The 25,134-nt window shown below is 64.3% G+C and carries 22 protein-coding genes; 19 read left to right on the forward strand and 3 right to left on the reverse strand.

The window, feature by feature from the left end:
- The first annotated feature begins 46 nt into the window (after positions 1-46).
- The 3 genes from AC56PL_RS06755 to AC56PL_RS06765 all read left to right on the forward strand — a co-directional run bounded on the left by AC56PL_RS06755 (position 47) and on the right by AC56PL_RS06765 (position 2,463).
- Positions 47-502 (forward strand): PNPOx family protein, encoded by a 456-nt coding sequence (locus AC56PL_RS06755; RefSeq protein WP_495515570.1) that lies wholly within the window; start codon positions 47-49, stop codon positions 500-502.
- An 86-nt stretch (positions 503-588) separates the two neighbouring features.
- Entirely contained in the window at positions 589-1,950 is a 1,362-nt protein-coding gene (locus AC56PL_RS06760; RefSeq protein WP_497153579.1) for a DNA polymerase IV, read from the forward strand.
- A gap of 111 nt (positions 1,951-2,061) precedes the next feature.
- Positions 2,062-2,463 carry a hotdog fold thioesterase gene (locus AC56PL_RS06765; protein ID WP_495515571.1) on the forward strand — a complete coding sequence of 134 codons (402 nt, stop codon included), beginning with the start codon at positions 2,062-2,064 and terminating at the stop codon, positions 2,461-2,463.
- Between the two features lie 25 nt (positions 2,464-2,488).
- On the opposite strand, the gene AC56PL_RS06770 is transcribed toward AC56PL_RS06765, so the two are convergent.
- Complete coding sequence (locus AC56PL_RS06770) at positions 2,489-3,421, reverse strand: asparaginase (RefSeq protein WP_497153311.1); 933 nt, start codon at positions 3,419-3,421, stop codon at positions 2,489-2,491.
- Between the two features lie 144 nt (positions 3,422-3,565).
- On the opposite strand from AC56PL_RS06770, the gene AC56PL_RS06775 reads away from it, so the two are divergent.
- The gene (locus AC56PL_RS06775; protein ID WP_497153312.1) at positions 3,566-4,087 is read left to right on the forward strand and encodes a WKL family lipoprotein; all 522 of its coding nucleotides are present in this window, start codon (positions 3,566-3,568) and stop codon (positions 4,085-4,087) included.
- Between the two features lie 123 nt (positions 4,088-4,210).
- On the opposite strand, the gene AC56PL_RS06780 is transcribed toward AC56PL_RS06775, so the two are convergent.
- Positions 4,211-5,134: a hypothetical protein gene (locus tag AC56PL_RS06780; RefSeq protein WP_497153313.1), complete on the reverse strand. Its 924-nt coding sequence runs from the start codon at positions 5,132-5,134 to the stop codon at positions 4,211-4,213.
- Positions 5,135-5,227: 93 nt separating this feature from the next.
- Between AC56PL_RS06780 and lspA the strand changes: the two genes are divergently transcribed.
- From lspA to ilvA, 7 genes are all read left to right on the forward strand, one after another.
- Positions 5,228-5,917, forward strand: coding sequence for a signal peptidase II (gene lspA / locus AC56PL_RS06785; RefSeq protein ID WP_495515575.1), 690 nt, complete (start codon positions 5,228-5,230; stop codon positions 5,915-5,917).
- Positions 5,914-6,843, forward strand: coding sequence for an RluA family pseudouridine synthase (locus AC56PL_RS06790; RefSeq protein ID WP_495515576.1), 930 nt, complete (start codon positions 5,914-5,916; stop codon positions 6,841-6,843). The genes lspA and AC56PL_RS06790 overlap by 4 nt, the downstream gene beginning before the upstream one ends.
- A gap of 2 nt (positions 6,844-6,845) precedes the next feature.
- Positions 6,846-7,514 (forward strand): hypothetical protein, encoded by a 669-nt coding sequence (locus tag AC56PL_RS06795; protein ID WP_497153314.1) that lies wholly within the window; start codon positions 6,846-6,848, stop codon positions 7,512-7,514.
- Between the two features lie 51 nt (positions 7,515-7,565).
- A complete protein-coding gene (locus tag AC56PL_RS06800; protein ID WP_495515578.1) occupies positions 7,566-8,837 on the forward strand; it encodes a protein kinase domain-containing protein in 1,272 nt (423 codons plus the stop codon).
- A gap of 194 nt (positions 8,838-9,031) precedes the next feature.
- Positions 9,032-12,583: a DNA polymerase III subunit alpha gene (gene dnaE / locus AC56PL_RS06805; RefSeq protein WP_495515579.1), complete on the forward strand. Its 3,552-nt coding sequence runs from the start codon at positions 9,032-9,034 to the stop codon at positions 12,581-12,583.
- Positions 12,584-12,678: 95 nt separating this feature from the next.
- Positions 12,679-13,116 carry a nitroreductase/quinone reductase family protein gene (locus AC56PL_RS06810; protein ID WP_495515580.1) on the forward strand — a complete coding sequence of 146 codons (438 nt, stop codon included), beginning with the start codon at positions 12,679-12,681 and terminating at the stop codon, positions 13,114-13,116.
- Positions 13,117-13,171: 55 nt separating this feature from the next.
- On the forward strand, positions 13,172-14,527 hold the full coding sequence (ilvA, locus tag AC56PL_RS06815; protein WP_495515581.1) for a threonine ammonia-lyase IlvA: 1,356 nt from the start codon (positions 13,172-13,174) through the stop codon (positions 14,525-14,527).
- Between the two features lie 100 nt (positions 14,528-14,627).
- Here ilvA and treZ read toward each other — a convergent pair whose 3' ends face one another.
- Positions 14,628-16,343, reverse strand: a complete 1,716-nt coding sequence (gene treZ / locus AC56PL_RS06820) for a malto-oligosyltrehalose trehalohydrolase (RefSeq protein ID WP_497153315.1) — start codon at positions 16,341-16,343, stop codon at positions 14,628-14,630.
- 432 nt (positions 16,344-16,775) lie between these two features.
- Here treZ and AC56PL_RS06825 point away from each other — a divergent pair, with 432 nt between their 5' ends.
- From AC56PL_RS06825 to AC56PL_RS06860, 8 genes are read left to right on the forward strand one after another with little or no spacing between them, the layout of a single operon-like run.
- Positions 16,776-17,516, forward strand: a complete 741-nt coding sequence (locus AC56PL_RS06825) for an MlaE family ABC transporter permease (RefSeq protein ID WP_482142155.1) — start codon at positions 16,776-16,778, stop codon at positions 17,514-17,516.
- A gap of 1 nt (position 17,517) precedes the next feature.
- Positions 17,518-18,384 (forward strand): ABC transporter permease, encoded by an 867-nt coding sequence (locus AC56PL_RS06830; RefSeq protein ID WP_495515583.1) that lies wholly within the window; start codon positions 17,518-17,520, stop codon positions 18,382-18,384.
- A gap of 4 nt (positions 18,385-18,388) precedes the next feature.
- A complete protein-coding gene (locus AC56PL_RS06835) occupies positions 18,389-19,690 on the forward strand; it encodes an MlaD family protein (protein WP_497153316.1) in 1,302 nt (433 codons plus the stop codon).
- On the forward strand, positions 19,687-20,706 hold the full coding sequence (locus AC56PL_RS06840; protein ID WP_495515585.1) for an MCE family protein: 1,020 nt from the start codon (positions 19,687-19,689) through the stop codon (positions 20,704-20,706). Before AC56PL_RS06835 ends, AC56PL_RS06840 begins: the two co-directional genes overlap by 4 nt.
- On the forward strand, positions 20,703-21,707 hold the full coding sequence (locus AC56PL_RS06845; protein ID WP_497153317.1) for an MCE family protein: 1,005 nt from the start codon (positions 20,703-20,705) through the stop codon (positions 21,705-21,707). The genes AC56PL_RS06840 and AC56PL_RS06845 overlap by 4 nt, the downstream gene beginning before the upstream one ends.
- Positions 21,701-22,825 (forward strand): MCE family protein, encoded by a 1,125-nt coding sequence (locus AC56PL_RS06850; RefSeq protein ID WP_497153318.1) that lies wholly within the window; start codon positions 21,701-21,703, stop codon positions 22,823-22,825. Before AC56PL_RS06845 ends, AC56PL_RS06850 begins: the two co-directional genes overlap by 7 nt.
- Positions 22,822-23,940 (forward strand): MlaD family protein, encoded by a 1,119-nt coding sequence (locus AC56PL_RS06855; RefSeq protein ID WP_497153319.1) that lies wholly within the window; start codon positions 22,822-22,824, stop codon positions 23,938-23,940. The genes AC56PL_RS06850 and AC56PL_RS06855 overlap by 4 nt, the downstream gene beginning before the upstream one ends.
- 10 nt (positions 23,941-23,950) lie before the next feature.
- Positions 23,951-25,108, forward strand: coding sequence for an MlaD family protein (locus tag AC56PL_RS06860; RefSeq protein ID WP_497153320.1), 1,158 nt, complete (start codon positions 23,951-23,953; stop codon positions 25,106-25,108).
- The last annotated feature ends 26 nt before the right edge of the window (positions 25,109-25,134 follow it).

Here is a 25,134-nt window from a genome sequence, read left to right on the forward strand (position 1 = left end):
CATCAAGCGAGAGCAGTGCTCTCTAAAACAAGTGGAGGAGCAGGTCATGACCGCAATCACGCATTACAACCAGCCAGGCAAGGGCGTGCACTTCTTCAACGGCATCGTCTCGTGGCTGGCCGACCGCGGGATCACGCTCGCCGGGGCGCGCACGCTCGAGGTGCGCGGCCGGGTTTCGGGCAATCTGCAACGAATCCCGGTCAACCCGCTGCGGATCGAAGGTCGCACCTATCTGATCGGAGCGCGGGGCGAGACCCAATGGGCCCGCAACGTACGGGCGGCAGGCACCTGCACACTGCGCGGTGGCCGGACCGCGACCACGTACTCGGTCTCGGAAGTCGACGCCGTGGACAAGCCCACGCTGCTGCGTCCGTACCTGAAGCGCTGGGGGTGGGAAGTCGCCTCGTTGATGCCGGTCAAGATCAGCGCGGACTCCTCCGATGACGAGCTGGTGGCCGCGGGAAGGATCATTCCGGTCTTTGAGTTGCGCGCCACTTCCTGACGCCCGCGTCGGTTCTGGTGTCGTGGCCGGGGCATACGATTGCCGGTGTGCAACAACAGGGCGGGAGCAGCAGTTCCCGGTGGGTGATGCACATCGACATGGATGCCTTCTTCGCCTCGGTCGAGCAGCTCACCCGGCCGACATTGCGCGGGCGGCCGGTGATGGTCGGCGGCATGGGCGGGCGGGGCGTGGTCGCAGGCGCGAGCTATGAGGCTCGGGTATTCGGTGCGCGCTCGGCGATGCCGATGCATCAGGCCCGCAGGCTGGTCGGCGCCGGTGCGGTGGTGTTGCCGCCGCGGGGGTCCGTGTACGGCGCGGTGAGCAGGCGGGTGTTCGGCCTGATGCGCGAGATGATCCCGGTGATCGAAACCCTCTCGTTCGACGAGGCATTCGGGGAGCCCGCCGAACTGGCCGGGGCCGATGCCGCCGCCGCGGAAGCGTTCGCGCAGCGACTGCGGAAGCGGATCAGCGACGAGGTCGGCCTGGCCGCATCCGTCGGTTTCGGAACCGGTAAGCAGATCGCCAAGATCGCGTCCGGCATGGCCAAACCCGACGGCGTGGTGGTCGTCCGCCCCGACGAGCAACGGGAGTTCCTGGCCCGATTGTCGGTGCGCAAACTGTGGGGGATCGGGCCGGTCGCCGGAGAACGGTTGCAGCGCTTGGGTATCGACACGATCGGTGACCTGGCGGCAATGTCGTCGATGGAGGTCTCGTCGGTGCTGGGCGCCACGGTTGGTCCCGGACTGCACCTGCTTGCGCAGGGTGTCGACGACCGGCCCGTCGCCGAGCGGGCCTCGGCCAAACAGATCAGCGCCGAATCGACATTCGCCGAGGACATCACGGATCTGGTGAAACTACGTGGTGCGGTGGAACGGTCCGCGGCCTCGGCCCATCGCCGGCTGCTCGCCGATGGACGTGGATCACGCACGGTGGTGGTCAAACTCAAGAAGTCCGACATGTCGGTACTCACCCGGTCGAGCACGCTGACCGCGGCCACCACAGAGTTTCCGGTCCTCGCCGCAGCTGCCCAACGTCTCGTGCTCGACCCGCAGGAGATCGGACCGATCCGCCTGGTCGGCGTCGGATACTCCGGTTTGACGGCGGTGCAACAGTTTTCGATGTTCCCGGAATTGGACGAGTTCGCCGGGCCCGAGTCTGGCGAGGGTGATGCGACGTCGGCGGAAGAATCCTATCCCGGCGGGCGCACTCCGGACGCCGACCGGCTGCGCTGGACCACCGGCGATGACGTCCACCACCGGCAGCACGGCTACGGCTGGGTACAGGGCAGCGGCCACGGCCGGGTGACGATCCGATTCGAAACCCGGGCCACTGGTCCGGGATTCGCCCACACGTTCTCCCTCGACGATCCCGAACTGGACAGTGCCGATTCGCTGCTCAGCCTCGACTGGCCGGATGAGTATCTGCGTCCGGTGCACGAGGAGGACTGAACGCCGAACGAGTGCATCCGGTTTCGGTCGATGACTCCATGCCGAGCACACACACAGCATTACCCGGCAGGTAATGGACTGTGTGCACCTGCCGGGTGCACGCTGGTGGCCATGATCGATACCGAGGGAACCCAGCTGTTCCATACGACGATGCCGTTCACCGAGAAGCTGGGGATCGAGGTGCTCGAGCACGGTCCGAATCTGGTTCGCAGCCGGCTGGCATGGGACGAGAGCCTGTGCACGCTGGGCGGAGCGCTCCACGGCGGGGCACTGATGTCGCTGGCCGATGCCACGGCCGCGGTCTGCGCCTACCTGAATCTGCCCGCGGGGAAAGCGGGCACGACCACGGTCGAATCGAAGACGAACTTCCTGCGCGCCGTGCGGTCGGGGCATGCCATCGCGTCGGCGACACCGTTGCACGCCGGAAGCAGATTCATCGTGGTCGAAACGGAAATCCATGACGATGCCGGGAAGCTCATCGGGAAGGTCACGCAGACCCAAGCCGTGCTCTGAAGATGCCCGGTTGACCGGCTGTGGTTCAGACGGTGGCAAAGAAGTCGGAGATCTCCTCTCGGCCACCGCCTCCGGCGAGTATCGCCTGCACCGCGATTCGTGCCTGGGACGCGCGAAGCCATGGCGAGATCACGGCGCCACGCTTGATCAGATCGATTGCGCCACCACCGCCCCCGTAGAGTGGCACCACCTCACCGAGCGGGACCCGCGAACACACGATCACCGGCAGACCGCGTTTGATCACCCGACCGACGGCCGCGACCACTTCGGAATGGGTGTTCCCGGAACCGCTGGCCGACAGCACAATTGCGGCGGCGCCGACATCGGCGGCCCAGTCGAGAATCTGTGGATCGACGCCCGGATAGAGGGCGATGATGTCGACCCGGACACCGGCGATCGTCGCGGTTGGCACCAGCCGACGGGGTAGCCCCGGATGAACCTGCCGGAACGGCATCAGCGTTCGGGTGTCGAACTTGGACGCGCCGCGTGCAGCGACCACCTCGCCGCCCATGGCGATCAGGACTCCCCGCCCGCGCAAAGCGGGGTCGAGGGCCATTGCGATGGCCGCGTCGATATTGGCCGGACCGTCGGCATCGGGGGAGTCCGCGGGTAGTTGCGCGCCGGTCACGACAACCGGCCGCGGGTCGGCGTGCATCAGGTCGAGGAGCATTGCGGTCTCTTCCATGGTGTCGGTGCCGTGTGTGACCACAACCCCGCTCACGTCAGGATCGGCGAGTTCGGATGCCACCGCCTGCCGGATCGCATCCTGATCGGTGGGGAGCAGTGCCCCGGAATCGACCTGCACCACGTCGCGGACCCGCAGTTCGGTCTCGTCCGGTGCTGCCGTCGCAATGAGTTCGGCACCACCGACATCCGGACGCGCTCCGTCGGCGAAGCGGCGACTCGCGATGGTCCCGCCGGTGGTGAGAATCGACACCACTGCCTGCTTGTACGCCATGCAGGCCAGCTTTGACTCCCCGACCGTACGGGTCAAATCCGGAAGCATTTGGCATAGTGGGTCGAGACCGATGCCGATTTGGCCCAAACGACCAGATGCACCTGTCACTTGCGGTGACCGGTTGTGAAATGAGAAGGACGGATTTTGAAGCTTCGTAAGTTCGTGACCGCCGGAGTCGCAGTATGCGCCTTCCTGTCCATTGCTGCCTGCTCCGACGACGACGGCGGCTCGCCCACCACCACCACGACTACGTCGTCTGTCAGTTCTGAGGCCCCGGGCGAGGGCGGGCTGACCGACTCCAGCAAGCCGCCGACCGCCGCGCAGCTCAACACCATGCTGGAGACGGCGCTGAATCCGAATGTGCCTGCCAGCGAGAAGACCAAGCTGGTGCAGAACTCCGACAAGGATCCCGGACTCTTCGACAAGCTGGTCGAGGCCGCCCAGGCCAACCCGGACCTGGACTACCAGATCGTTGCCCCGGTCCGTCCCGCGGGCAAGGACCAGGCCAAGGCCAACGTCAAGGTCAAGCTCCCGGACACCCCGGAGCAGCAGCTCGAGGCTTTGATCGTCTTCGATCAGGGCACCTGGAAGCTGTCCTCGACCACGGTCTGCCTGCTCCTGTCGGCTGCCAACGAGACCAGCCCGATGTGCCCGGCCACCAGCTAGGACACACGTTGACCTGAGCGATCGGGACGACAACAGATACAAATCCAGCACCGGCGCCGAACGCGAATATCTCGCGATCGGCGCCGGTGCTGCTGTGTGTGCTGGGTCGTGCGGCGATCAGCGCTACTGCGACCACGTCGAGTTGAAACCGAGGAGCTGCCGGAACTGGGTTCCATCGCCGCCGACCAGGGTGCGACCACCAGAAATATTCATCTGACCGGAGACGGGCACACCCCGGGTCAGATCGATGACAACCGTTCCGCCGCCGGTCATCGAATAGCTCTCGATGTTCAGGGTGCCGCCGTCGGGAAGCCGGAACGCCGAGTTGTTCGGTGATTCGTCGATGGTGAACTCGATCGTCAGCCGGTCACCCTCACGCGCGGTGAGTGTTGCATTGATCGTCTGGCGCACACTGGCTCCGGCGTTGACGGTCCGGACGGCCTCCCACCGTGCCCCGACACCTATCGGCTCGGTGGGCAGGGTTACGGACCGCTGGAAAGTGGAGACGAGTGATTCCTCGACCGCCTGACGTGCGTTGTCGTCCGCATCCTTGCCCGGCAGGATCCGAAGTGAGATGGGTGCCATACCTGTACCGATGCTCATGCCGGCCCGGGAGCCGTCCTGGGCTTTGAGTGCTTCGTTCAGTGCGGTGTCGGGGGAACCGGCGGCACCGATCTGCAGGTCGATGTCGGTGGCATCGGTGCAGTTGACGCGGGCGGTCATCGGTAGGTCGACCGTGGTCGCCGACGACGCGGCGCCCTCGCCGTCCGGGGAGGCGAACGTCGACGTCGTCACGAGCTTGGCAGGCTGCGCGCTGGCCCGGTCGAACGCGCTCAGAGCAGCCTCGAGGGGCTCGCCACCTGCGGTTTCCAGGGTGACCTGCGCGGGCGGGACCGGTAGCAGGGCCGCGTCCGTTGAACCGGCGGTGCTATCGGTGGCGCATCCCGTCGGTGCGGGAGGAGGGGTGTTTTCGCCGTCCGATCCACATCCGGCCAGGCCGACGGTCAGGATCAGGGCCGCGGCGAGGGATCCGACCGGTCGCGACAACCGGGGAAGGTGGGGAATCGGCAGAAATCGGACTCGGGTCGATGACCGGAGCGGAGCAGGAGAGGACACGGCCGCCAGCGTATCGAGTCGCTCATGGATGATGGACAGGTGACAAGCGAGCCCACCCCCCAGTCAGCCGGCGATTCGACCGCTGACGTAACCCCGCAACCGGCCCGGCCCAAGGTCTGGGTGACCCTGGTGATCGTCGCCGTCGTGATCCTGATCGCCGACCTCGTGACGAAGATCATCGCGGTCGCGGTGATCGAACCCGGTGATCCGATCGAGATCATCGGCGACACGGTCACCTTCAAACTGGTCCGCAACAGTGGCGCGGCCTTCTCGATGGCCACCGGTTACACGTGGATCCTGACGATCGTCGCGCTTGCCGTTGTGGTCGGGATCGTGCGGTACAGCAGCAGGCTCGGTTCGGTGTGGTGGGCCGTCGGTCTCGGGTTGGTGCTCGGTGGCGCCGTCGGCAACCTGATCGACCGCATGTTCCGGTCGCCCGGCGTACTCCGAGGGCACGTCGTCGACTTCGTGTCGGTCGGATGGTGGCCGGTGTTCAACGTCGCCGACTCGGCGGTGGTCTGTGGCGCCGTCCTCCTGGTGGGTCTGACCCTCTTCGGGTTCGAGTTCGACGGAACCCGCGCCGCCGACCACCGTGACAACGACCACCCCGACAACGACCACCGTGACGACGATCCAGACACCTCGACAACAACAAAGGCAGTGAACGACAACGTGAGCACGGATGATCCAACTGAGAACGGCCGCGACGCATGACCCGGGAATCACGGTCCATGCCGATCCCGGACGGTCTCGACGGAATGCGAGCCGATGCCGGCGTCGCCCGGATGCTCGGATTGTCGCGGACGGTTGCGGCCACACTCGCCGACGACGGTGACATCAGCGTCGAGGGCGCGCCGGTCGGAAAGTCCCACAAGCTGGTCGGTGGTCAATGGCTCGAAGTGGTGCTGCCTGCACCGGCGCGGGTCCTGACCATCGAGGCACAACCGGTCGAAGGCATGGAGATCATCTATTCCGACGACGACATCGTGGTGGTCGACAAGCCGGTCGGGGTCGCGGCCCACGCATCGGTCGGGTGGACCGGACCGACCGTCATCGGTGGTCTGGCGGCGGCAGGATTTCGTATCTCGACGTCGGGAGCCCATGAACGGCAGGGCATCGTGCACCGGCTGGACGTGGGTACCTCGGGCGTGATGGTGGTCGCCACCTCCGAACGCGCGTACACCTCGCTCAAGCGGGCCTTCAAGCAGCGGACCGTCGACAAGCGCTATCACGCTGTGGTCCAGGGACATCCGGATCCGCGCAGTGGGACGATCGACGCCCCGATCGGCCGAAGCCGCGGAAACGACTGGAAGTTCACGGTCTCGGCCTCGGGCAAACACAGCATCACCCACTACGACACCGTCGAGATGTTCCGGTCGGCAAGCCTTCTCGATGTGCACCTGGAAACCGGCCGCACACACCAGATCCGCGTGCATTTCTCGGCCCTGCACCATCCCTGCTGCGGCGACATCACGTACGGCGCCGATCCGGTGCTGGCAGGCAGGCTCGGGCTGGAGCGGCAGTGGCTGCACGCCAGGGCGTTGTCGTTCGCTCATCCGGCTGACGGTCGACAGGTGGAGTTCACGAGTCCTTATCCGGCGGATCTGCAGCATGCGCTGGACATTCTCCGGGCCGGTTAGTCATGAGTTCGGCCGTCCGCACCGCACTTGGCCTGTTGGCCGCGATCGTGGTGCTGGTGGCCGGCCTGTATGTGGTCGGTGTGGTCAATCCGGTCCCGAAGCCCCTCGTCACCGATGACGTCCTGGGCCCCGACAACGGGGAGCAGGTCGCCGGCTACCTGGCCCGCGCCGAGGAGTCGTTGTCCGGACCCGACACCGACCGGTGGGCGCTGATCTCGTTGTCGGAGGCGAACTCACTCGACCAGGGCTGGGATCTGGGTACGGCATATCCGTCGATGTTGCTGTCGCAGAACATCTTCAACGTGCAGATCGACAGAGTTCAGACACCGACTGTGCGGGCCGCGACGGGCAACACCAAGGATTCTTTCTACTGGTCGGAGCAGATCGGTGCCGAGCAGGTGACCGTCAGGTCGGTGGGCACCGATCGCGCCGAGCAGGTCGGTGCGGTGGCTGCCGCGCGGCTGCGGGCCGGGTGCAGTTGCCTGATCGGTCTGGTGGTCCGCGATCGGCTCGCCGTCCTGGAGCAGGTCGCCACCGCTCCGGGGGTCCGGGCGGTTGAGGCATTGCCAGGGGATGCCTCGGCGGGCATGTTCACCGTGATTCCGTTGCTCCCGTCAATGGTCGATGTCGTCGAGCCGGTGCCCGACGATGGACCCATTCCGGCGAGCTAGCTCGTTATATGGTGTGCCCTAGACAATTCGTGAGTTGTGGGAGGGGTCACCATGTTGCAGCCGGGGTCCTGGATTGCCGGGTACCGGGTGGAGCGTGCCCTCGGTAGTGGCGGCATGGGCGCGGTGTACCTGGCCAAACATCCCGAACTGCCACGCAGCGATGCCATCAAGGTTCTCGGTGAGCAGGTCGGTGAGGACGAGCAGTTCCGGAAACGGTTTCTGCGCGAGGCCGAGGTGGCGGCCGGCCTGGACCACCCCAACATCGTCACGATCTACAACCGTGGCCGCAACGACGGCATGCTCTGGATCTCGATGCAGTACGTCGCAGGCACCGACTGTGCCCAGGAATTGCAGCGGGCGCAAGAGAAGGCCGGCGCGCAGGTGGGTTTGCCGCCGCAGCGGGTCGTCCGGATCGCCGGTGAGATCGCCCGTGGCCTCGACTACGCCCATCGGCGCGGCTTACTGCATCGCGACATCAAACCGGCCAACATCCTGCTGTCGGAATACGAGTCGAGCGAGTTCGGCGACGGGATCGACCGCGGCTACACCACCGATGCCGATGAACAGCGGGTGTTGCTGACCGACTTCGGTGTGGCCAAAGCCGCCAATGAGACGGAATCCTTGACCGTCGTCGGAACGGTGCTCGCGACGTTGTCCTATGCCTCACCGGAGCAGCTCAAAGGGCTGCCGGTTGATGCCCGAACAGATCAGTACTCCTTGGCGGCCACCACGTTTCATCTGCTGGCAGGCCGGGTTCCGTTCAAGGGTGAGGGCACCGCCGACGTCATCGCCGGACATCTGAGCAAGCCGGTACCGCGGCTGTCCGAGATGGTCCCTGCGGTGCCGCCCGCAGTCGACTCGGTCATCGCCAAGGCCATGGCCAAGGAGGCCGACGACAGGTTCGCCACCTGCAGACAGTTCACCGACGCGCTGCAATCGGCGCTACGCCAGGGCCACTCCGCATACTCGCCGTCGGTATCGGCCCGGCCATCGGTGACCTCCCACCCGGCAGGTCCGGTGACGCCGCAGCCGCGGCACCCGACCCCACCGCCCACCCAATCCGCCGGACCCCAGTCGTTCGGGCAGCGGCCGATGGGCCGGCAGCCGGGGCAGGGCGCTGCACCGCAGCCGTACCAGCAGCCGGCGCCCGCGCACCAGGTCTCGCCGCAATACTCGCAGCCACGACATCCCGCCCGGAATCCATCGGGAGCCAACGCCTCAGGTGCCGGTACCTCGGATTCCAACGCGGTGATGATCGCCCTGCTGATCGGGTTGGTCGTCGTGGCCATCGCGATCGTGGTGGCGATCTTCCTGGTCGCATGACGGGGTCACAGTGCGTCGCATGACGGGGTCACATCCCGTCACAACAGGCACATCCGTCACTTCCTGACGAGGTGTCCGCCGCGCCTGTCCGAGCTCGTCGGTACCCCCGCCTAGACTGAAGACCTTGCGCCCGCGGCCCGCTCTCGGCGGTGGTGTCGGCGTGGTGTTCGAGAGTTCGAATTGAGAGGTAGCGCGTGTCGGATTCGTTTGTCCATCTGCACAACCACACTGAGTACTCGATGCTCGACGGGGCCGCCAAGGTCAAACCGATGATGACCGAGGCCACCCGGTTGGAGATGCCCGCGATCGGCATGACCGACCACGGAAACATGTTCGGCGGCAGTGAGTTCTACAACGTCGCCACCGACATGGGCGTCAAACCGATCATCGGTATCGAGGCGTACATCGCACCGGAGTCGCGTCTCAACACCAAACGCGTCCTGTGGGGCAGCCGGGACCAGAAGGGCGACGACGTCTCGGGTAGCGGCGCCTATACCCATATGACGATGGTGGCCGAGAATGCCACCGGTCTGCGCAACCTGTTCAAGCTGTCGTCGAGGGCGTCGATCGAGGGACAGCTCGGCAAGTGGTCCCGCATGGATGCCGAGATCATCGCGGAGCATTCCGAAGGCATCATCGCGACCACCGGCTGTCCGTCCGGCGAGGTCCAGACACGACTGCGACTCGGCCATGAACGCGAAGCCCTCGAAGCCGCCGCCAAGTGGCAGGACATCTTCGGCAAAGAGAACTTCTTCCTCGAGCTGATGGAACACGGCCTCGAGATCGAGGGCCGGGTCCGCGACGGTCTGCTCGAGGTGGGACGCAAACTCGGTATCCCGCCGCTGGTCACCAACGACTGCCACTACGTAACCAAAGACCACGCCTCCAGCCACGAAGCGCTGCTGTGTGTGCAGACCGGCAAAACGCTGTCCGACCCGACGCGGTTCAAGTTCGACGGCGACGGTTACTACCTCAAGTCGGCCGCCGAGATGCGCGAGCTCTGGGACCAGGAGGTCCCCGGCGGCTGCGACAACACGCTGCTCATCGCCGAGCGGGTGCAGAGCTACTCCGAGGTCTTCGAGCATCGTGACCGGATGCCGATCTTCCCGGTGCCCGAAGGCGAGACGCAGCCGAGCTTTTTGCGCAAAGAGGTCGAACAAGGTCTGAAGACCCGGCGGTTCCCGAACCGCGAGGTCCCGCAGGAGTACCTCGACCGCGCGAGCTACGAACTCGACGTCATCATCCAGATGGGGTTCCCCGCATACTTTTTGGTGGTCGGTGACCTCATCCGGCATGCCAACGAGGTCGGCATCCGGGTGGGTCCGGGCCGTGGATCGGCCGCCGGGTCACTGGTGGCCTGGGCGCTGGGCATCACCAATATCGACCCGATTCCGTACGGCCTGCTGTTCGAGCGGTTCCTCAACCCCGAGCGTGTGTCGATGCCCGATATCGACATCGACTTCGACGATCGTCGTCGTGGCGACATGGTGCGGTACGCGACCGAACGGTGGGGTAGCGACAAGGTCGCCCAGGTCATCACCTTCGGAACCATCAAGACCAAGGCCGCCATCAAGGACTCGGCCCGCGTCCAGTTCGGCCAGCCCGGTTACGCGATCGCCGACCGCATCACCAAGGCGCTACCGCCGCCGATCATGGCCAAGGACATCACGATTGCCGGTATCACCGATACCGGCCATGAGCGGTACAAAGAGGCCAGCGAGGTCCGCACGCTCATCGAGACCGATCCGGATGTCAAGAAGATCTACGACACCGCCCTCGGCCTCGAAGGTCTGATCCGTAATGCCGGCGTCCACGCCTGCGCGGTGATCATGTCGTCCGAGCCGCTGACAGAGGCGATCCCGGTGTGGAAGCGCGCGCAGGACGGCGCCATCATCACCGGCTGGGACTACCCGTCGTGTGAGGCCATCGGTCTGTTGAAGATGGACTTTTTGGGGTTGCGCAACCTCACGGTCATCGGCGACACCATCGACAACATCAAACTCAACCGGAACATCGACATCGACCTCGATGCATTGCCGCTCGATGATCCGGCCACCTATGAGTTGGTGGCGCGCGGCGACACGCTCGGCGTCTTCCAGCTCGACGGTGGGCCGATGCGGGAGTTGCTCAAACGCATGCAGCCCACCGGGTTCGGTGACATCGTCGCGGTGCTGGCGCTCTACCGTCCGGGTCCGATGGGCATGAACGCCCACAACGACTATGCCGACCGTAAGAACAACCGGCAGCCGGTCAGCCCGATTCATCCGGAGCTCGAAGAGCCGCTCAAGGAGATCCTCGGCGACACCTACGGTCTGATCGTCTACCAAGAGCAGATCATGCAGATCGCGCAGAAGGTGGCCGGGTACACCCTCGGACAGGCCGATATCCTGCGTCGAGCCATGGGTAAGAAGAAGCTCTCGGTGCTGGAGGAGGCCTACGCCGGATTCCGGCAGGGCATGCTGGACAACGGATTCTCCGAGGCCGCGATCAAGGCGCTGTGGGACACGATTCTGCCGTTCGCCGGCTACGCGTTCAACAAGTCGCATGCGGCCGGCTATGGTCTGGTCTCGTTCTGGACCGCGTATCTCAAAGCCAACTATCCGGCCGAGTACATGGCGGGCCTGCTCACCTCTGTGGCCGACGACAAGGACAAGGCCGCCATCTATCTGGCCGACTGCCGACGCCTCGGGATCACGGTGCTGCCACCGGATGTCAACGAGTCGCAGCAGAACTTCTCCGCCGTCGGTGAGGACATCCGGTTCGGTATGGCCGCGGTGCGCAACGTCGGAAGCGGCGTGGTCGCCTCGATCATCGAAGCGCGCAAAGAGAAGTCGAATTTCACGAGCTTCTCGGACTACCTGGCGAAGATCAGTGTGACCGCCTGCAACAAGAAGGTCACCGAATCGCTCATCAAGGCAGGCGCCTTCGATTCGCTCAATCATCCGCGCAAGGGCTTGTTCCTGGTCCACGCGGACGCGGTTGACGCGGTCCTTGGCACCAAGAAGGCCGAGGCGATCGGACAGTTCGACCTGTTCGGTGACGCCGGTGGTGATGGCGGGGGCGGTGTCACCGACGATGCGTTCGCGGTGAAGGTCCCGGACGAAGAGTGGGATACGAAACACAAACTCGCACTCGAACGAGAGATGTTGGGGCTCTACGTCTCCGGACATCCGCTCAACGGTGTCGAGCACGTCATCTCGGCCCAGACGGACACGTCGATCACCTCGCTGCTCGAAGGCAACGCCAAAGACGGCGCGCAGATCGTGATCGGCGGCATCATCTCGGCCGTCACCCGACGTGTCAACAAGAAGGGCGAGTCGTACGCCGTTGTCCAGATCGAGGACATGGTCGGTGGCGTCGAGGTCTACTTCTTCCCGCGGGCCTATCAGGCATTTGGCATGGACATCGCCGCCGATGCGGTGGTGTTGGTGAAGGCGCGCGTCAACCTACGCGATGACAGCATGATGATTTCTGCGAATGATCTTGCCGTGCCTGATCTTTCGCATGTCGGAGTCGCCAAGCCGGTGTCGTTGATCATGCCGACGAGGTTGTGCACCGCCGACCGGGTCAGCGCGCTCAAGCAGGTGCTGGTCCGTCATCCCGGAACCTCCGACGTCCACGTCCGGTTGACCAGCGGCTCCAAGGAGACCACGCTGAAACTCGACGATCAGCTCCGCGTCAACCCGACGTCGGCACTGATGGGTGACCTCAAGGCGTTGCTCGGACCGTCCTGTTTGAGCGTTTAGACCCCCAACCGGGCAGCAGGAATATCGGCCCGGCGGGGGAGGTTGACCGGAATTCGTGCACGCGGTTCGTGCACGTGAACACATATGGAGGATTGATGCCACTACAGGGTGAATACGAGCCGAGTACTTCCGACTGGGCGCGCAAGCAGGCCGAGGAGATCGAAGAGTCGGGCGGTACCAAGGGCACCGAGCTCGAGGGTATGCCGGTGGTGGTTCTCACCACCGTGGGCAACAAGTCCGGCAAACTCCGTAAATCCCCGCTGATGCGGGTGGAGCACGACGGCAAGTACGCCGTCGTCGCATCGTTGGGCGGAGCACCGAAGAACCCGGTCTGGTACTACAACGTCGTCGCCCACCCGCAGGTCCAACTCCAGGACGGCCCGAAGGTCCAGGACATGGTCGCCCGCGAGGTGTTCGGTGAGGAGAAGGCGATCTGGTGGGAGCGCGCGGTCGAGGCATACCCGCCGTACGCCGACTACCAGAAGAAGACCGATCGCCAGATCCCGGTGTTCGTGCTCGAACCCGCGCAGTAATCGGGCAGGTGTGGCGGCGGGAGCCGAGTTTTGGTGGAGTGAGACCATTGCGGACGTGACTAGTGGATCTCCGACCGACAACACCATCGCCACATCGCTCGATGCCGCCGCGATCGACGCGGCGGCCGAGCGCATCAGTGACGTGGTTGTCGCCTCTCCGCTGCAGCTCTGCGAGCGGTTGTCCGCGCGCACCGGCGCAACGGTCTACATCAAGCGCGAAGACCTGCAGTCGGTGCGCTCGTACAAGATTCGTGGCGCCTACAACGTCATGGCACAGCTGACCGACGCCGAACGTGACGCCGGTGTGGTCGCCGCCAGCGCAGGCAACCACGCGCAAGGCGTCGCTTACGCGGCCCGCGCCATGGGGATTCGGGCCCGGATCTACGTACCGACCAACACGCCCAAACAAAAGTGCGACCGGATTCGTTGGCACGGTGGGGAGTTCGTCGAACTCATCGCCGTCGGAGACACCTACGACGCTGCGGCCGCCGCGGCGCTGACCGATGTCGCGGCCACCGGAGCCACCTGGATCCATGCGTTCGACGACCCTCGCACCGCCGCCGGACAGGGCACCATCGCCAAGGAGATCATCGCCCAACTCGGGGTGATGCCCGATCTGGTGGTCGTGCCGGTGGGCGGTGGTGGTGCGCTGGCCGGCATCACGACCTATCTGCGCGCGCACAGTGACAAGGTGCGCATCGTCGGTGTCGAACCGACCGGTGCGGTCTCGCTGTCCGCAGCTCTGGTCGACGGGGGTCCGGTCACCTTGAGCAAGATCGATTCGTTCGTCGACGGTGCTGCCGTCAGGCGCATCGGGAACATCGGGCATCAGGTCATGGTTGCCGCCGGCGCGACAGTCGCCTCGCATCCGGACCTGCCGCCTGCGAGCACCGTGCATCACGACGTCGACAAGTTGCCCATCGGCGGCTCGCACATCACACATGTCGACGAGGGTGCGATCTGCTCGGCCATGCTGGAGCTCTATCAAAACGAGGGCATCATCGCCGAGCCCGCCGGTGCGCTGTCGGTGACCGCGCTCGACGACCTGCCGATCGAGCCGGGCTGGACCGTGGTCTGTCTGCTCTCGGGCGGCAACAACGACGTCTCGCGGTACGGCGAGGTCATCGAACGATCGCTGGTCCATCGTGGGCTCAAGCACTACTTCCTGGTGGACTTCCCGCAGGAACCCGGCGCCCTGCGGGGATTCCTCGACGAGGTGCTCGGCCCGGACGACGACATCACGCTGTTCGAGTACGTCAAGCGCAACAACCGCGAGACCGGTGCCGCGCTGGTCGGTGTGGAACTCGGTTCGCCGGACGGTCTGGGCCCGTTGCTCGGTCGGATGGACAACTCGCGTCTGACCTGTGAGCGTCTCGAACCCGGATCGCCGGTCTACCGCTACCTCACCTGACCCGGACCCCACCACTCAAACGCTCCGGTTATACGAGGATGCTCCACAAATATGTGGAGCATCCTCGTATAACCGGAGCGTTTGGTATTCAGGCGAGGGATCAGGTCCGGCGCAGGATCACCGCGTTGTGTCCGGCCATCGTGCCGTCCGGGGTGGGCGGTTCCCAGGCCAGCAAGACGGTGCCGGTGAACGGCAAGGGGACCGACTGCCCGGTCAGCGTCACCACCGTGGTGATGGCGCCGCGGTGCATGGCGAACCAGGTGTCGTCGGCGGCCCAATCGGTGGCCACCGAATCGAAGGTGTTCTCGGTCAGATCGGGTTCGCCGGCACGCAGCGCGATCAATGCGCGGTAGAAGTCGAGCACCCGGGCGTGCTCGCCGACGCCGACCTCGTCCCAGCGCAACTTGGAGCGCTCGAAGGTCGCCGGATCCTGCGGATCGGGGATCTCGGCGGCATCCCAGCCGTGTTCGGCGAATTCGGCCTTGCGACCGTTCGCGGTCGCCTCACCGAGTTCGTGTTCCGGATGCGAGGTGAAGAACTGAAACGGCGTGCTCGCCGCCCACTCCTCACCCATGAACAGCATCGGGGTGAATGCGGACGTCAGGACCAGCGCCGCCTTGACCGCGAGTTGTCCGGCGTTCAGGTACTCGCCGGGCCGGTCGCCGACCGCGCGGTTGCCGATCTGATCGTGGTTGCACGTGTAGACCACCAGTGAGGTGGCCTTGACCAGCATCGGGTCGATCGGCCTGCCGTGCCTGCGACGGCGGAAGGACGAGTATGTCCCGGCGTGGAAAAAGCCTTCCCGCAGAACCTTCGACAGGCATTCGAGACTGCCGAAGTCGGCGTAGTAGCCCTGACGCTCGCCCGAGACCGCGGTGTGGATCGCGTGGTGGACGTCGTCACACCATTGCGCGGCCAGACCGTAGCCGCCGAACTCGCGAGGGGTGATCAGCCGGGGGTCGTTGAGGTCGCTCTCCGCGATCAGTGACAGGTGTCGCCCCACCCGCGCCGAGAGTTCGTCGGTGCGGATCTGGAGTTCATCGAGCAAATGCAGTGCGGTCCGGTCGACGAGGGCGTGCACGGCATCGAGCCGTAGGCCGTCGGCGTGGAAGACCTCCATCCATCGCAGGGCGGAGCCGAGGATGAACTCGCGGACCTCGTCGGAGTCGGCCTCGTCCAGGTTCACCGCCTGACCCCACGAGTTGGCGCCGGAGGTCATATACGGGCCGAAGTTCGGGAGGTAATTGCCCGATGGTCCGAGGTGGTTGTAGACGGCGTCGATGATGACGCCGAGCCCGCGCGCGTGGGCTGCGTCCACGAACCGAACCAGTGCGTCCGGGCCGCCGTAGGGTTCGTGGACCGCGTACCAGCCGACGCCGTCGTAGCCCCAGTTGTGGGTGCCGTTGACGGCATTGACCGGCATCAGTTCGATGAACTCCACGCCGAGTGAAGCCAGATGATCGAGTCTGTCGATCGCCGAATCCAGGGTTCCGCCGGCCGTGAACGTCCCGATGTGCAGCTCGTAGATGACCGCTCCGGCGACCGGCTTGCCCGTCCAATCGGTGTCGGTCCAGACCTGTTCCGCGATCTCGTGGACCTGACTGAGTCCGTGGACGCCGTCCGGTTGTCGTGCCGAACGTGGATCGGGGAGTGGCTCGGTGGCGTCGTCGATTAGGTATCCGTACCGGGCGCCGGGTGCGGCGCTGACCGGAGATTCCCACCAGCCACCCGGGCGCGGGCGCATCTCGTGGGTCTTGCCGTCGATGATCACACGCATCTTCTGTGCGGCAGGCGCCCACACCGGGAGGATTGTCACTCCCAAACCGTATGTCCTCGGAGCCGAGAACGCTGTTCGTGCAGTCTTCTGGTTGCGCCCGGCTCGATGAGCTAAGTTAACGGGCAATCGCACCGGGTGCCGATCCGTATCGAGGCTTGGGCTAGTGTGACTACGCACGCATCGATTTCTCGGGTGAGTTTGCCGGAGTCCCGTATTGCACGAGTTGCTCTACGGAACCGGCTTTTCGGGGGGACCAGGCGTGTTCGTTGGGTGGTTCGATATCCATGTGGCACTATGAGCGAACTCACACGATGCGTTTACGTGTGACGGGGACAACGAAGGCAGGGTGTGATCACACAATCCGTGACGGCAGGCACCGGGGGGGCTGCCGCGACGCGCAGGAAGCTGGCACCGCTCACGCGGTGGTTCCGCGAGCACATCGTTGCCTCGTTCGAGACCTTCGGCCGTCAGATGACGCTCTTCCTCGAGGTCTTCAAAGTTCTCTTTGTCGACATCGTCAAGCGGAGGTTCCCGTTCGGTGAGTTCATCCGTCAATGTGCGTTCATGGCGAACACGTCGGTGATCCCCACCTTGCTGGTGGCGATCCCGGTCGGCGTGATCGTCTCGATTCAGGTCGGCAACATCGCCAATCAGATCGGTGCCACCTCGTTTTCGGGTGCGGCCACCGGCCTCGGCGTGATTCGCCAGGGTGCGCCGTTGGTGACCTCGCTGCTGCTCGCCGGCGCCGTCGGTTCGGCCATCGCGGCCGATCTCGGTTCTCGCACGATTCGCGATGAGATCGACGCGATGAGGGTGATGGGCGTCAACCCGACCCAACGGCTCATCTCGCCGCGACTGCTCGCGACAATGGTCGTCAGTTTCCTGCTCTGTGGTTTTGTCTGCTTCATCGGATTTGTCACCGGTTACGTGTTCAACGTCTACGCGCAGGGAGGTACGCCGGGTAGCTATACCGGCACCTTCGCGTCCTTTGCCAGTCCGGCCGACCTCGCATTCGCCATTCTCAAAGCGGTGATATTCGGTGCGATCGTTGCCGTGGTCGCATGCGATCGCGGTCTCAACACCAAAGGCGGACCGTCCGGCGTCGCGAACTCGGTGAACGCCGCCGTCGTCAATTCGGTGATCCTGCTGTTCACCGTCAACGTCATTCTGACCCAGATCTTCGCCGTGCTCGTCCCGACGAGGGTGGTCTGAGATGGTTGCCTCCAAATACACGCCCCCGGTACTGAAGCCGGTCGAGTGGGGCAAGAAGGTCTACGAGGGACCCCGCGACATCCTGGTTCTGATCGGTCACCAGGTCACGTTCCTGGTCCGGTCGGTTGGCGCTGTCCCGATCGCCTTCAAGCACTACAGCAAAGAGATCTGGCGCCTGCTCTCCGACGTCACCTGGGGCAACGGTGCCATCGTGGTCGGCGGCGGCACGATCGGCGTGATCATCCTGCTGGGCATCATGGGCGGCGCCACGGTGGGCATCGAGGGTTATACCGCGCTGAACCTGCTCGGGATGTCGCCGGTGACCGGTGCCGTGTCGGCGTTCGCGACCACCCGCGAACTCGGCCCGCTGCTCGCGGCGGTGGCATTCACCGCGCAATCGGGCTGTAGGTTCACCGCGCAACTGGGGTCCATGCGCATCAGTGAGGAGATCGACGCGCTCGAGTCGATCGCGATCCGTCCGATGCCGTACCTCGTCACCACCCGGATGATCGCGGCCGTCATCTGCATCATCCCGCTGTATTCGGTCTCGCTCGCCGCGAATTACATTGCCTGCCAGGTGATGTTCCAGGTGCAGAGTGGTCAGGGCAGCGGTGTCTATCTGTCGTACTTCTACCAGTTCATCCTGTCGCGTGACATGGTCTATTCCGTCATCAAAGTGGTCATCTTCGTCATGCTGACAACGTTCATCCAGTGCTACTACGGCTTCTTCGCCTCGGGTGGTCCCGAGGGTGTCGGGGTGGCTGCCGGACACGCGATCAGGTTGTCGATCATCGTGCTCGTCTTCGCGAATCTCTTGCTGACACTGGTCTTCTGGGGTCTGTCGCCCGGCATCAGGATCTCGGGGTGACGACATGAATGTGGACACAACCGGGCGTAACCCATCGGCGACGCAGTACCTACTGCGTGGCGTCGCATTCGTGATCGTCCTCATCCTGATCCTGGCGGTGCTCGCATTGCGGTACCAGGGGGCGTTCGACGAAAAGGTGGAAGTGACCGCCAGTCTCGAGGACATCGGGGACGGTCTGGTCAGCCAGGCGGATGTGCGTTACAACGGGCTCATCGTCGGTGCTGTCACCTCGATCGATGTCACCGACACCAGCTTGTCGGACGTGAACATCAACATCATTCCCGAACAGGCACCGGGTATTCCGGCCAACGTGACCGCCAGGACGGTCCCGAGCAACCTCTTCGGGGTCAACTCGGTGGAGCTCATCCCGCCTGCCGATCCGAGCGGTCATCTGTCGAGCGGAAGCAAGATCGTCGCGGACGAGTCCAAGGAGACCATCGCCCTGCAGTCGGTGCAGAACGAACTCCGTGAACTGTTCACTGCGGTACCGCCGGAGGAGATCGGTCGCGTCCTGGCGACGATCGCCGAGGCGCTGCGTGGTGGTGGCAATGTGTTCAGCGCATTCGTCGGCACCCTCAATCAGTACTGGGAACAGATCAACGCGCAGTTCCCCGACGGGGCGCCGCCGGGCTTCGACAATTTCAACGAGTCCATGCAGGGGATCGAAGAGTCCACGCCCGAACTCCTCGACGCGATGGGGCGTGCGGTTGTGCCATCGCTGACGATCATCGAGCGCCAGCGTGAACTCGTGAGCACCCTGACCGCTGCACAGGGCATGATCGACGGCTTGCAAACACTGTTCGCGGCCAACGGTGATGGCGGGATCCGCATCGTCAACGATCTGAACACCATGACCGGAGCCATTGCCGTCGATGCCGATGCACTGCCGCAGAGCCTGCGTGCGCTCAACGTGCTCGCCGCCAAGGTGCTGACTGTGTTCACGGGTACCAATGGCAAACCCATGCTCAACATCGGTGTCAGCTTCAGCCCGTTCCAGATGTACAAGCATCAGAACTGCCCGGTGTACAACGGCGGGGAGTACGGCATCACCCGCGGGCCGGGCTGTACCGGCCCCGGCACCGCAACCGGACCGACCAGTTCGGGTCCGCTGGCGATCACCCCCGCCGGCGCGACCACGCCAAGCGCAACCACTGACACCGGCCCGGCGACTGCGCCGGGCGTGGTCACCACCGCGACCGACAACAAGACACTGCAGGCCGCGTTGGATCGGGAGCCGTCGGCGGCCGACACCTTGATGTTGGGCCCACTGGTGCAATCCGTCCAGGTTCAGGGAGGTGGGAGATGAGTTACCGCAAGCCGCTGATCGGGTTCAGTCTCTTTGCCGTCCTGGCACTCGTGCTGACCTGGACGATCTGGTCGACGCTCGAGCGGTCGGTCTCCGGTGAGACGAACAAGTACACCGCCCACTTCAATGACGTGGCAGGTCTGCACGAAGGTGATGACGTTCGGATGGCAGGCGTCCGGGTGGGCCGGGTGGCGTCGATCGAACTCGACCGCAACCGTGCTGAAGTGCAGTTCGAGGTCCAGAACGACCAGTCGGTCTTCACCAACACCCGCGCTTCGATCAAATATCAGAATCTCATCGGACAGCGATACCTCGGCTTGGAACTGGTCGACGATTCCGAGCAGCAGCGGATGAAGGCGGGTTCGACGTTGCAGGAACCGTCTCAGGACTCGTTCGACGTGTCCGCTCTGCTGGCCGGATTCCAGCCGGTGTTCGACACCCTCGAACCGGAACAGGTCAACCAGCTCTCGGAGAGTCTGGTCCAGACATTCCAGGGCAACGAGGTCTCACTGAGTTACACGATCGCCCAGATCGGTGAGGTCGCCTCTGATTTTGCCAACCGTGATCAGGTGATCTCCGCCGTCATCACGAACCTCAGCGCGGTCATGGGTGATCTGAGCAAGCAGGGCGAACAAATGCAGGAGCTCGTGAACAATCTGGCCGGCCTGATCGAGGGCCTCAATGCCAACTCGCCCGCGCTGGGTGCCGCAGTCGACAGCATCGGCAGTGCCACCGACCGTCTCGGCGGGCTGCTCGGTCAGATCCGTCCGGATGTCGAGTCGATCGGCAGCGGCCTGCGCACCACCACCAGCGAACTGATCGGCGTCGGCGCCAAGCTCGATCAGCTCGCCATCGACCTGCCACTGTTCCTGGTGCACTTCCCGATGGTCATGGGTCAGGGCACATACCTGAACATCTATGCCTGCGACCTGGACGTCTCGATCGGTGGGGTGCTCTTCCCGCCGGGATTGATCAGCCAGATCGGTGGCTCAGAACATTCGGCGGTGTGCCGATGAGCGTGTTCAATCGGGATCGCATGCGAACGAGCTGGCGAAACAGCCGGTTCATCTGGCTTGGTGTGCTCGGTGCAGTGGCGTTGCTGGTTGTTGTGATGGCGACGTTTGTGCTGTCCGACTCCGGAATCGGCAAGCGTGAATACACCGGCGACTTCTCGCAAGCCGGAGGTATTCGTACCGGCGACAAGGTCCGGGTGGCCGGTATCGATGTCGGTGAGGTGTCCTCGACCGAGCTCGCCGGTGACCACGTCAAGATCGGCATGGAGGTCGACAACGACGTCGAGATGATGGTGGACGGATCGGCAGAGATCAAACTCTCGACGTTGCTGGGTCAGCGGTTCATCGACCTCAAGGTCGGGGATTCGACGGAGGCGCTGAGCGGATCCCGCATCCCGAACACCCAGGTGCCCTACGACCTGCAGAAGACGATCGAACGCGGCACGCCGGTGCTGGCCGGCGTCAACGCCGGCGAGCTCGCCGACAGCGTCGATGCACTGAACAAGCAGCTGGCCGATGCGCCCGGGGTCACCACACAGACGCTGGATGCGCTGACACAGATGTCGCAGGTGATCACCGATCGCACCGACCAGATCAACCTGCTGATCCAGGACACCGAGACGGTGACCGATGTGATCACCAGCACCCAGTACCAGCTGTCGGTGATCGTCGGGCAGGGTCAGCTGCTGGCACAGAAGATCGCCACCCGGCAGGAAATGGTGATGCGCCTGCTCGACGGCGTTGCCGAGCTGTCGAACGAGATGGAGGCGCTGGCGGCGGAGAACAACAATGAGTTCGCGCCCCTGGTCATGAACCTGAACACGATCTCCGAGGGGATGGAGAAAAACCGGGACAACCTGCGGCATCTGCTCGAGGTGCTGCCGCTGACGGTGCGCGTGATCGCGAACACCACGGGTTCGGGTCCGTACGCGATGGGTTATCTCCCATGGGGTCTGTTCCCCGACAACTGGCTCTGCGCAGCAAATGTGGTGGCCGGATGCTGAAACGGACTGATGACCATATGCCGGGGGCACGGGTGCGCCGCGCTATTGTCCTGATCGCGGTCCTGCTCACCACGGCCTTGGTGGGCTCTGGTTGCTCGCTGATCCCCGAGGGGCTGAAACATGCTGCGGGACAGTCGATCAAGCTCACAGCCTACTTCGACAGCGTCGCGGGCCTGTATATCGACAATGATGTCTCGGTGCTCGGGATGCCGGTTGGCCGGGTTCTGTCGATCACTCCGGAGGGCGAGCACGTCAAGGTCGAGTTCACCGTCGACAGTGACATCCCGATTCCCGCCGACGCCACCGCCGCGATCATCAACACCTCGTTGGTGACCACCCGACACGTCGAGTTGTCGCCGCCGTATGTCGAAGGGGCGAAACTCGAAGAAGGTGACACGCTGGCGAACGCGAAGTCGCCGGTGGAGATCGGCACCCTGTTCGACACCGTCGACAACCTGGTGCAGGAGTTCGCCTCCGACCCGGATGGCAACGGCCCACTCGGTGACATGTTGACGATCACGTCCGGCATCTTCGGCGGTAACGGAGAGCGCATGAAGACTGCGATCGATGAGCTGAGCAAGTTCGCTCAGGTTGGTGTGGACAACGGTGATGCGTTGGTCGAGGTGATCAGGAACATGTCGGAGCTGACCACCGCCCTGGTGGACAACTACCCGAAGATGACCGCGTTCTCCGCATCGCTCACCGAGGTGTCGCAGATGCTCGGTGACCAGTCGATCGGCCTGCAGGCCACACTCGGAGCGCTGAACCAGACACTCAACAACACCGCCACGTTCCTGGAGGCGAACACCAACACCCTCGGTGGCGCGATGGGCAGGCTGGCCGGATTGATCAGCAACCTGAGCGACTACTCGCGCCAACTGGTCGACACCATCGATGTTGCGCCGTTGGCGTTCGAAAACCTGGCGAACTCGGTGTCGACGGAACAACGGGCATGGCGCGCGCAGGTTCTCGTTGACAAGTCGCTGCTCGACAACGAGCTGCTCGCGACGTTCTGTGAGGCGATCAACCTGCAGGCGGACGGTTGCCGCACGGGTAGGTTGACCGGCTTCGGACCAGACCTCGGTGTGTTCTCGGCACTGGTGGAGTTGAGCAAATGAGAAACGTGAAACACGACGGAAAGCGGTTGCGGACCACCGTGATCGCCGGCCTGGCAGCGATGATGTTGTTGTCGGGTTGTGGTGCGATCCCCAGCTTGACCATCGATCAGATCCCGATGCCCGCACCGGGTGGCGTCGGTGACGGTTACGAGATCAAGGGTTCGTTCGGCAACGCACTCAATCTGCCGTCGCGGGCCAAGGTGAAGCTCAACGGTAACGACGTCGGCCTGGTCGAGACGATCACCGCCAACAACTACCGGGCAGATGTCACGATGCGCGTGCGCAAGGACATCGAGTTGCCGGTCGGCACCGGCGCCCAGCTCCGCCAGGCCACCCCGCTCGGTGACGTTTTCGTGGCGTTGCTGCCGCCGGCCGAGGCCGCCTCAGCAGTGTTGATGTCGTCGGGTGACACACTCACCGGTGAGACGACCGAGGCCGCCACGGTGGAAGATCTGCTCGTGACCGCGACCGCGTTCGTCGACGGCGGCGCGATCAAGAATCTGACCGAGATCATCAACGAACTCTCTGACGCGATCGGCGGCAAATCGGAGGATCTGACCGGTGTGATCCAGGGACTGACCACCGGTGTCAGCCGTCTTGCGATGAACACAGAGGAGATCGACACCTCGCTGGCGTCGTTGAACGCGGTGACCACCGACCTGGCCGACGGCCGCAATCAGTTGGTGGCGTCGATCGGCACGGTGGGCCCGGCATTGGACGTGGTCAACGGCCAGATCCCGTCGATCGTGACGACAATGAACAAGACCAAGGCAGTCACCGATGCGCTCAACGACTTCCTGGACAGCCAGGGCCAGAACACGATCGAATTGGCGAACAACCTCGCGGTTGACGTCGAGGCGTTCGGTCGCGCCGCCGGTGAACTCGGTCCGCTGGCCGACAAGCTCAGGGTGCTGACCCCCAAGTGGGTCGACGCGACACCCGGTAGCGCGGCCACCCTGTCCGCCAGGGTCTGGTACCTGTCGCCGGGATTCGGATTCGATTCCCGCAGCAGGCTTCCCGAGATGGAGGATCTCACCAACGGTGTCAGCAGCCTGGAACAGACACTGACCAGGGTGCTGGCACGTCTGACCGGTACCCGCGGATGTTGTGGGTGAGGGGGCAGCGATGACAGCCTGGTTGCTGAAACACAAGATCATGCTCTCGAATTTCGCCCTGGTACTCGTGATGCTTGTGGGCCTCGGTTATCTGAGTCTGGGCGTGCTGCGCTGGCGGCCGCTCGATGAGACGTACGAGCTGACCGTCGAGTTCGCCAATTCCGGTGGTGTGCAGAGCACATCGGACGTGACGTTGCGCGGGGCCAGGGTCGGCGCGGTCGACCAGATCCGGACCACTCCGACCTCGGTCGAGGTGACGGTCGTGATCGACTCCGAATACAAGATCAGCAAGGATTCGCACGTCGCCGCGCTCGGGTTGTCTGCCGTCGGAGAGCAATACGTCGACTTTCAGCCGAGTACCGTTGACGGGCCGTACTTCTCGAATGGTGACAAGATCTCGACCACCCAGACGTCGTCGACGGTCGCGTTCCCCAAGCTGCTCGAGTCGTCGCTCGACGTGGTCCGCCAGATCGACGCGGAGAAGCTGAGCATCACCATCGACGAGCTCGACGTCGCGCTCGACAGCGGTGGAAAGAACCAATTGCGGGCGCTGTTCAACAGCGGCGGTGTGATCTTCGCCGATCTCTATCGGGTACTCCCGGAAACGGTCACGTTGATCCAGAACACCGGAACGATCTTGGAGACTACGGCCGACATCCAGCCTGATCTGGGTACCCTGACCACCGGCATCAGTGAACTGATCGACGCCCTGGTCGCCTCGGATCAGGAGTTGCGTACCTTCCTCGGCCAGGCGCCTGCGCAGCTGACAACCCTGAGCGGATCGCTCAACCAGCTGACCGATCCGTTGTCGGGTGTGCTCACACAGTTCCTCGACATCGCCGAGCAGGGCGCATTGCGTGCTCCGGCCCTGGTGAATCTGTTCCCGGCGATCCGCGACGGGGCAATCACCTCGCAGTCGATGTTCCACGACGGTGCGTGGTGGGCCTACGGGTCGATCTATCCACGTCCGTATTGCGAGTATCCGGTGTTGCCGGAACCGCCGACCGAGATCCTCGAGGCATCGGTGCCGGTCAATCTGTACTGCGTGACAGAGGATGAGACACAGCAGATCCGGGGAGCGTCCAACGCCCCACGTCCGCCCGGTGACGACACCGCCGGACCGCCCCCGAACTTCGATCCGAATGCACGTACCGCCCCGTTGGGCTGAGCGGCGAGAACACCACGCGCCGCCGT

The sequence above is a fragment of the Williamsia sp. Y721 genome (assembly GCF_059683565.1).